Origin of the sequence: Nocardioides dubius (genome assembly GCF_039528155.1) — a bacterium.
GTDB lineage: Bacteria > Actinomycetota > Actinomycetes > Propionibacteriales > Nocardioidaceae > Nocardioides > Nocardioides dubius.
This window is the reverse complement of the sequence record NZ_BAAALG010000019.1, coordinates 48,011-56,896: the sequence shown is the minus strand read 5'-3', so window position 1 is coordinate 56,896 and position 8,886 is coordinate 48,011. Positions and strand designations below refer to the sequence as shown.

The 8,886-nt window shown below is 72.0% G+C and carries 8 protein-coding genes and 1 tRNA gene; 5 read left to right on the top strand and 4 right to left on the bottom strand.

All coding sequences use genetic code 11. The annotated features are described in order from the left end of the window. Positions 1-357: 2-C-methyl-D-erythritol 2,4-cyclodiphosphate synthase (locus tag ABD151_RS21660; RefSeq protein WP_343996956.1), on the bottom strand; the 357-nt coding region annotated here is incomplete at its 3' end. Between the two features lie 74 nt (positions 358-431). Between ABD151_RS21660 and ABD151_RS21655 the strand changes: the two genes are divergently transcribed. From ABD151_RS21655 to ABD151_RS21635, 5 genes are all read left to right on the top strand, one after another. Further along, the gene (locus tag ABD151_RS21655; protein ID WP_343996967.1) at positions 432-2,045 is read left to right on the top strand and encodes a molybdopterin-dependent oxidoreductase; all 1,614 of its coding nucleotides are present in this window, start codon (positions 432-434) and stop codon (positions 2,043-2,045) included. Positions 2,046-2,101: 56 nt separating this feature from the next. Continuing rightward, positions 2,102-3,508, top strand: coding sequence for a cysteine--tRNA ligase (gene cysS, locus ABD151_RS21650; protein ID WP_343996955.1), 1,407 nt, complete (start codon positions 2,102-2,104; stop codon positions 3,506-3,508). A 42-nt stretch (positions 3,509-3,550) separates the two neighbouring features. After that, entirely contained in the window at positions 3,551-4,501 is a 951-nt protein-coding gene (rlmB, locus tag ABD151_RS21645) for a 23S rRNA (guanosine(2251)-2'-O)-methyltransferase RlmB (protein ID WP_343996954.1), read from the top strand. Between the two features lie 81 nt (positions 4,502-4,582). Then, positions 4,583-6,106 (top strand): metallophosphoesterase family protein, encoded by a 1,524-nt coding sequence (locus ABD151_RS21640; protein ID WP_343996953.1) that lies wholly within the window; start codon positions 4,583-4,585, stop codon positions 6,104-6,106. A 37-nt stretch (positions 6,107-6,143) separates the two neighbouring features. Then, positions 6,144-6,220 (top strand) — tRNA-Thr (locus ABD151_RS21635). Positions 6,221-6,224: 4 nt separating this feature from the next. On the opposite strand, the gene ABD151_RS21630 is transcribed toward ABD151_RS21635, so the two are convergent. From ABD151_RS21630 to ABD151_RS21620, 3 genes are all read right to left on the bottom strand, one after another. After that, entirely contained in the window at positions 6,225-7,169 is a 945-nt protein-coding gene (locus ABD151_RS21630; protein ID WP_343996952.1) for an alpha/beta fold hydrolase, read from the bottom strand. 9 nt (positions 7,170-7,178) lie between these two features. After that, a complete protein-coding gene (locus ABD151_RS21625) occupies positions 7,179-7,991 on the bottom strand; it encodes a DUF1206 domain-containing protein (protein ID WP_343996951.1) in 813 nt (270 codons plus the stop codon). A 54-nt stretch (positions 7,992-8,045) separates the two neighbouring features. Next, positions 8,046-8,886 (bottom strand): YncE family protein (locus ABD151_RS21620; protein WP_425571954.1); only part of this gene is annotated, 841 nt, incomplete at its 5' end.

Below are 8,886 nucleotides of genomic sequence, written 5' to 3'. Positions count from 1 at the left end.
GGCTCGGCGCTTGCCGAGCCGGGGCCGGTTGCCGATCACCTGGACGGCGACGTTGCCGATCTCGAAGCCGGCCGCCCGCACCCGGCGGGCGGTCTCGCCCAGCAGCGCGACGCCGGACGCGCCCGCCCACTCGGGCTCGGCGGTGCCGAAGTTGCTGCCGAGGTCGCCGAGGCCGGCCGCCGACAGCAGGGCGTCGCAGGCAGCGTGCGCAGCGACGTCGGCGTCGGAGTGCCCGTCCAGGCCGAGGCTCTCCTCGGGCCAGTGCAGGCCCGCCAGCCACATCTCGCGTCCTTCGACGTAGCGGTGGACGTCGGTGCCGATGCCGATGCGGGGGAGTGCGTTCACGGACCCGATCATGCCGCACGGCACGCCGGAGCAGCCCCGGCGGTGGGCGCCGGGATCACCCGTTCTGACACCATGGCGACGTGAGAATGGCACGGTATGCCTGGCCACTGGCCGGAATGGTGGCGGGCATCGCGGGTATGGCGGTGAGCCATGCGCTCACCATGGCGCTCAGTCTGCGCCCCAACCCGCTGGTCTCGATCGCCGAGTGGCTGGTCGGGCATCTGCCGGGCTGGCTGGAGGACCTGGTCCACCAGCTCACCGGCATCAAGGACGCCGCACCGAGCGCCACCAGCGGTGCCGAGCTGCTCGAGCCGTACGTGATCGCCTTCCTCTTCGTGGTCTTCCTCGGTGTCGGCGCCCTCGCCGGCCAGCTCTCGCGGCGCGGCTGGTGGCAGGCGATCCCGCTGCAGGTGCTGGTGATCGCCGTCGGCGCGCTCGGCATGGTCGGTCGCTACACGCTGACCACCCTGACCGTGACCCCGGTCGTGGCGGGCGGCGTCACCTGGATCGTGCTCACCTCCTTCGTGGCCGGCCCCCTGCAACGCGCCCGAGCGAGCCAGCGACGGGTGGCCGCCGCACCGCCCGATGCGGACGGAAGCCCCGCGGTCTCCGCGGAACGGCTCGAGCGCTGGCTGCGCTTCGACCGGCGTGACTTCGTGGTCCGGGCCGTGGTGACCGGGGTCGGTGGTCTGGCGCTGTGGCTCTACGGCGGCAGGTTCGCCCAGAAGCGGCGGCGCGTCGACCAGACCCGTCGACTGCTGAACCTGCCGATCCACGAGCGCTCCCCGCGTCCCGAGTTTCGGATCGGGATCGACGGCGTGCAGCCCTGGCGCACCGCCAACGACCGGTTCTTCACCGAGCAGACGAGCTTCACCGATCCGGTCATCGAGCTCACCGAGTGGCGGCTGCGGATCCACGGCCTGGTCGAGCGGGAGCTGGTGCTCAGCTACCAGGACCTGATCGACCGCCAGATCGTGGAGTCCTGGATCACCCTGGTCAACGTCAACAACCCGGTCGGCGGAGACCTGATCGGCAACGCCTGGTGGAGCGGCGTGCTGATCCGCGACCTGCTCGCCGAGGCCGGTGTGGCCGAGGGCGCCGACGCGGTCCTGCAGACCTCGGCCGATGGCTGGAGCTGCCTGACGCCGCTGACCGCGCTGACCGATCAGCGCAACGCGATGCTGGCGGTCGGGATGAACGGACAGCCGCTGCCGATCGAGCAGGGCTATCCGGTCCGCTCGATCACCCCGGGTCTCTACAGCCACGTCTCCGACTGCAAGTGGGTCACCGAGCTCAAGGTCACCCGCTTCGCCGAGGACGAGGGCTTCGCGACCGAGCAGCAGGGATTCGCCGAGCGGGGCCCGATCAAGATCGGCTCGCGGATCGACACCCCGCACAACGGGGACGACGTCGCGGCCGGCACGGTCTCGGTCGGCGGCTCCGCGTGGGCGCCGCAGCGCGGCATCGTCTCGGTCGAGGTCGCCGTCGACGACGGCCCGTGGCTGGCCGCCGACCTGGCGCGGGTGCCGAACGCGGACACCTGGGTGCAGTGGGGGATCGCGGTCGAGCTCGCCAGCGGCTCACACACGGTGCGGGTGCGCGCCGTCGCGACCGACGGAGAGGTGCAGACCGGGGTCGTGGCCGAGGTCCATCCCGACGGCGCCTCCGGCTGGCACGAGGTCGGCTTCGACGTCTCCTGACCCCCCGGGTGTCGGCGGAATCGGCGGCGGGCTGTCCGGATCATTAGGATTGGCGGGTGACTCTGCGGATCCATGACTCAGCCACGCGCCAGGTGCGCGACTTCGTGCCTCTCCACGAGGGCAAGGTGGGCATCTACCTCTGCGGTCTCACCGTGCAGTCGGAGCCGCACGTCGGGCACATCCGCTCGGGCGTCAACTTCGACGTCCTGCAGCGCTGGCTGCGGGCCAGCGGGTACCAGGTCACCTTCATCCGCAACACCACCGACATCGACGACAAGATCCTCACCAAGGCCGAGGAGCAGGGCCGGCCCTGGTACAACCTCGCCTACGAGATGGCCCACGAGCTCGGCAAGGCCTACGGCCTGCTCAACGTGGCGCGCCCGACGTATGAGCCCAACGCCACCGGCCACATCCCGGAGATGGTGGAGCTGATCGAGCTGCTGATCGAGCGCGGGCACGCCTACCCGGCTGCCGACGGCTCCGGCGACGTCTACTTCGACGTCCGCTCCTGGAAGGAGTACGGCGAGCTCTCCGGCCAGCGGGTCGACGAGATGGAGGCGGCCGCCGACGCCGATCCGCGCGGCAAGCGCGACCCCCGCGACTTCGCGCTGTGGAAGGGCGCCAAGCAGAGCGAGCCGCGCACCGCCAGCTGGCCGAGCCCCTGGGGCCGTGGTCGTCCGGGCTGGCACATCGAGTGCTCGGCGATGGCCGGCAAGTACCTCGGCGAGGCCTTCGACATCCACGGCGGCGGGATCGACCTGCGCTTCCCGCACCACGAGAACGAGCAGGCGCAGAGCCGCGCCGCCGGTCACGGATTCGCGAACTACTGGATGCACAACGCGTGGATCACCACGGCCGGCGAGAAGATGAGCAAGTCGCTCGGCAACTCGCTGCTGGTGCCCAACGTGCTGGAGCGGGTGCGCGCGGTGGAGCTGCGCTTCTACATGGTCTCCGCGCACTACCGCTCGATGGTCGAGTTCTCGTTCGAGGCGCTCGACGAGGCGGCCACCGCGTTCCGCCGGATCGAGAACTTCCTCGACCGCGCACCGGAGGCTCCCCGGATCGCCGCGCTGCGCTCCGAGCTGCCGGGCGCGTTCAGCGAGGCGATGGACGACGACCTCGGCACGCCGGCGGCGGTCGCGGTGATCGCCAACCACGTGCGCGACGGCAACAAGCAGCTGGCCGAGGGCCAGTCGGAGCAGGCGGCGACGACGGCCGCCCAGGTCCGTGCGATGCTCGACGTGCTGGGCCTCGACCCGGCCGACGAGGCGTACGCCACCGGAGCCGGCGAGGAGACCGCCCTCGCGGGCGCCGTCGACGCGTTGGTGGCCGGCCTGCTGGAGCAGCGGACGGCGGCCCGGGCAGCGAAGGACTTCGCAGCCGCCGATGCGATCCGCGATCAGATCAAGGCCGCGGGGATCCAACTCGAGGACACCCCCGGCGGCACCACATGGAGCATTTGAGCGAGGCCCAGGCCTCCTACCCCAGATCGGAAGGAAACGGCTGTGGCCGGTAACTCCCAGCGCAAGGGCGCTATTCGCAAGGGCAGCAAGCCGACTGCTGGCTCGGGCGGCCGGGTGCGGCGCGGGCTGGAGGGCAAGGGCCCCACGCCCAAGGCCAAGGACCGCGAGTACCACAAGGCGCACAAGGTCGCGAAGCGCGCTGAGCGCGAGGCTGCCAAGCGTCCCCGCAAGCCCGCTCGCGGCGGTGACGCCGAGTGGATCGCCGGGCGCAACTCGGTGGTCGAGGCGCTGCGGGCCGAGATGCCGCTGACCGCGCTCTACGTGGCCGAGGGCGCGGAGCGCGACGGTCGGCTGCGTGAGGCGTTCGAGCTCGCCGCGGCTGCCGGCATCTCGCTGCTGGAGGTCTCCCGCGGGGAGATGGACCGGCTCACCGGCGGCGCCGTGCACCAGGGCCTCGCGGCGCGGATGCCCTCCTACGAGTACGCGCACCCCGACGACCTGCTGGACCGGGCCACCGACCGCGACGAGCAGCCGCTGATCGTGGCGCTCGACTCGGTCACCGACCCGCGCAACCTGGGTGCCGTCGTCCGCTCGGCGTCGGGGTTCGGCGCGCACGGCGTGCTGATCCCGGAGCGCCGCTCCGCAGGCATGACGGCGTCGGCGTGGAAGACGTCGGCCGGTGCCGCTGCTCGGGTCCCGGTCGCCCAGACGGTCAACCTCACCCGTCAGCTCAAGGCCTACCAGGAGGCGGGCTGCATGGTGATCGGCCTGGCCGCCGACGGCGACGTCGCGCTGCCCGACCTCGAGCTCTCCACCGGCCCGATCGTGGTCGTGGTCGGCTCGGAGGGCAAGGGCCTGGGCCGCCTGGTCGCGGAGACCTGCGACCAGCTGGTCTCGATCCCGATGGGCAACGACCTGGAGTCGCTGAACGCGGGTGTCGCGGCCTCGATCACGCTCTACTCGATCGCTCAGGCCCGCGCCGCAGGTCAGTGAGCTGAGCGGGTACCGCAGGGGCGACTTCTGGGACTGAGCCTGAGGCGGTGCGGGTTGGCGCGAGATGATTGGCTTGTCCATATGCAGTTCAACCGCCGACTCGCGCTCCGGATCACGCTCTACGTGGTGGCGTGGCTGGCGACGGCTGTGCCGGCTGCGCTGCTGATCTTCTTCAACTCCTCGACGACGATCGCGGTGGCCAGCCACGACACCGACGTCTCGCCGACCACCGACGGCTGGGTGACGGTGCAGACCGGGCCGTACCTGCCGGACCTGCGCTACCCGACCGACTCGTGGGTCGGCGTCGAGCTGACCCTGGGCAAGACCGAGGCCACCAGCGCCGAGGAGACCGCGCAGCGCTACGCCTTCATCGCCAGCCAGCCGGACGCGCAGGTGGAGATCGTCACCAAGGCCGTGCAGGACCTGGCCTGGGACGCGGTGATCCAGGGCGCACTGCTGGGCACGATCCCCTTGCTGGTCTGGGGTCTGGTCGGCTCGCGGCGCCGGCGCGAGCTCTGGGGGGAGACCACCCCGCGCCGGATCGTGGTCGGCGTGGTGGCGGTCGCGTTGGTCGGCGGCCTGGCCTCGGTGCTCACGGTTCGTCCCTGGCGCCCGGCCGAACGACTCCAGGACGATGCGGGGGAGTGGGAGTCCTTGGCCGACTTCCTTCCGGAGCTCACGGTTCCGGAAGCGGCCGCAGGCGTGCAGGTCCAGGTGAGTGCGACGACCACCGAGAGCAAGAAGCTGCTGCTGAGCGCGGTCGACACCTACGACCGCTCGCAGCGCTTCTACTCGGCGGCCCTGGAGGCGGCTGACCTCGTCGAGCTGCGGCAACCGGAGGAGGACGAGACGGTCGCGGTGATCGTCTCCGACCGCCACGACAACATCGGCATGGACCCGGTGATCCGCAAGGTCGCCGACCGGGCCGGTGCCACCGCGATCATCGACGCGGGCGACGACACCTCGACCGGTGAGCCGTGGGAGGCGTTCTCGCTCGACTCGCTGGAGCGGGAGTTCCACGACTTCGACCGGTACGCGATCCAGGGCAACCACGACCACGGCACCTTCGTCCAGGGCTACCTGGAGGACCGCGGGTGGACGACCGCGCAGGACGGGATCTTCGACGGGCCCGGCGGGCTGCGGATGATGGCCCGCAACGACCCGCGCTCCAGCGGGCTGGGCACCTGGCGCGACGCGCAGGAGCAGACCACCGCCGACGTGGACGCCGAGATCGCGGCCGAGGCGTGCGCCGCCGAGGAACGGGTCGGCCTGGTGCTGGTGCACGACGACGACATGGGCGCCTCCGCGCTGGAGCAGGGCTGCGTCGACCTGGTCGTCTCCGGGCACGTCCACGTCCGGATCGGCCCGGATGCCGTGAGGGGCAGCAACGGGGAGACCGGCTACTCCTTCACCAGCGGCACCTCCGGCGGTGCCGCCTACGCGATCGCGGTCGGCAGCAAGCTGAGGCGGCCCGCGCAGTTCGCGTTCCTGACCATCCGCGACGGCCGCCCGGCCGGCATCCAGTCGGTCACCCTGGAGACCAACGGGGTCTTCACGGTCGACGACTTCGTGCCGCTGACCTACCGCGACTCGGGGGAGATCTGAGCCTGCGGTTAGGCTTGCGCGACGGCGTTGCCGTCATGCCTCCTTAGCTCAGCTGGCCAGAGCACCTGTCTTGTAAACAGGTGGTCGTCGGTTCGAATCCGACAGGGGGCTCCATTGCTCAGAGACCGGCGAGGAACTCCACCAGGGCCGCGTTCACGGCGTCCGGCTGCTCCTGCTGGACGTGGTGGCCGGCGCCGGGGATCACCCGCTCGGTGAGGTCGGCGAAGAGCGCCGGGTCGGTCTGGGTGAACCTGCGGACCGGGTCGTGCTCGCCGATCAGCAGCAGCGCGGGCTGGGTGATCGGGGTGCCCAGCCACCCGGCCTCGAAGGCCCAGTCGGCGTCGGCGGCCCGGTAGGAGCCGAAGCCGCCGGCGAACTCGCGACCCGGGCCACCGGCACCGAAGGCCTCGGCGAAGACCGCGAACTCGGCCTCGCTGAGCCAGGGCCACGGCAGCGCCGGAGCCGACGGCAGGGCGTCGAGGTAGGAGGTCCCGGCCGAGGCGTGGCCGAAGACCGAGAAGTAGCCGCCGTCGGCCGAGAGCGCCCACAGCAGCCGGGCCAGGAACTCGTCGGCCCGATCCCCGCCGAGGTCGCGCTCGGCGACGCCGGGCTCCTGGAAGTAGTGCAGGTGCAGGAAGTGGTGCTCGGCGAGCTCGGCCCACAGCGCGCTGGGCGCCTTCTCCTGCGGCAGGTCGGCGAAGGGCACGGTGCCGGCGACGGCGCGTACCCGCTCCGGGTGGTGCCGGGCCAGGTTCCAGGCGTACTTGGCCCCGAAGTCCTGGCCGACGACTACCGCTCGGTCGGCGCCGAGGGCGTCGAGCACGCCCAGCAGATCCTGCTCGATCACCTCGGTGGTGTAGCCGTCGTGGGGCCGCTCGGATCCGCCGTAGCCGCGGGTGTCGACGGCGACGGCCTGCCAGCCGGCGGCGGCGAGCACGGGCAGCTGGTGGCGCCAGCTGTAGCTGGTGCCCGGGAACCCGTGCACCAGCAGGACGACCGGGCCCTGGCCGGCCACCCGGGCGTGCAGGCGGACTCCGTTGGTCTCGATCAGGCGGCTCTCCATGGCGGCACCCTAGCGATCCAGGTGCCGTGCCTGGGCGAAGCAGAAGAGTCCGTAGCAGGCGAGGCCGAACGCGATCAGGGTGAGCAGCCCGGGCCCGAAGGGCTGGTCGAGCACGGTGCGCAGGGCGACGTCGAGGCCACCGGACTCCTTCGGCTGGTGCGAGATCGCGGCATAGCCGAAGAGGCAGCCGACGATCACCAGCGCAACGCCCTTGGCGGCGTGCCCGAGCCGCGCCGCCCAGCGATAGAGCCGGCCGGTGTGCCCGCTGGTGCCCTCGCCGTCCATGTGCTGGAGGTAGGACTCGCGGTAGGCGACGACGAAGAGCCCGACGCCGGTGCCGATGATCGCCAGCGCCACGGCGCCGACCAGCAGCTGCCCGGCGGGCAGGTCCATCAGCTGCGCGGTGAGCGAGTCGGCCTTCTTCTCCTCGTTGCTCCGGCTGCCGAGCGCGATCTTCACGGCGCTGACCCCGATCGCCAGGTAGACCAGCGCCTTGCCGGCGCTGGCCAGGCGCTTGGCGGTGCGCTTGGCGCCCTCCTCACGGCGGTGGCCGGTGGCCGCCTCGATGCCCTGCCAGACGATCAGGCCGAGCATGCCGACTGCCACCGCCCAGACCAGCACGGTGCCGAACGGCTTCTCGGCCAGCTCCTGGACGGCGCCGCTGGTGGAGGCCTTGCCCTTCCGCTCGCCGAAGGCGAGGGCCACGGCGAGCCAGGCGAAGACCAGGTGCACCACGCCGAAGGTGATCAGACCGACGATGGCGAGTCTGTCGACCCACGGGCTCGCCTCGACCTTCCGTGCCGCTTGTCTGGCGCCGTTCATCGCCCCTCCTCGCGCTGCTCCGTCCACCTTAGTGGCGAGGTGTCCGGCAGCCGGTCAGCTCGCGGGCAGGCGCCACAGGTGGGCACCGCCCGCAGCCTGGTCCACGGCCCAGACACGACCAGCTGCGACGGCGACGTCGTGGGTGGCCGGCCCGGTGGCGATCTCGGTGATCCGGGCGCCGGTGCCGGCATCGGTGACCAGCACTGCGTCAGAGGTGAAGAGCGCGGTGTAGACGCGTCCGGTGACCGGGTCGACGGCGGTGTTGAGCGCCGAGCCGCTGGCCGGGACGGTGGCGATCACCGCGCCCGTGCGCAGGTCCACGGTGCGCAGGTCGGCCGAGGCCTGGCTGGCCACATAGGCCCGGCCCCGGCGCGGGTCGACGGCGACGCCGGAGGCGCGGACGCCGCCGGTGTGGCTGACCACCTCGGTGGTTCCGCGGCGCGGGTCGTGCGCGACGAGTGCGCCGTCCTCGAGGTTGACGGTGTACAGCAGCGTCCGGCCGCGGTGCTCGACGAGGGCGAGGCTCATCGGGGAGAAGGACGGCACCGGGTCGTCGCTGAGCCGGCCGACGACGGCGAGGGTGCGGGTGTCGATGGTGGTGATCGTGCCGTTGACCGGGTCCGAGACGTAGGCGCGGTTGCGTCGCTGGTCGATGGCGATGTCGCGCGCGTGGCCCAAGCCGCCGATGGTGGCGACGCGCTCGCCGGTGACCTGGTGGTAGACGACGACGGCCTCCTCCCGGGTGGCGCTCACCCAGAGCCGGTCGTGACGGTCGTCGACGGCGAGGCCGTAGCCGGCCTCGGGGCGCTCCTCGGGGGTGCCGGCACCGAGGGTGCGCGGGATGATCGTGGCCTCGACCGCGCGGGTGCGCGGGTCGAGGCGGTAGAGGGCCGAC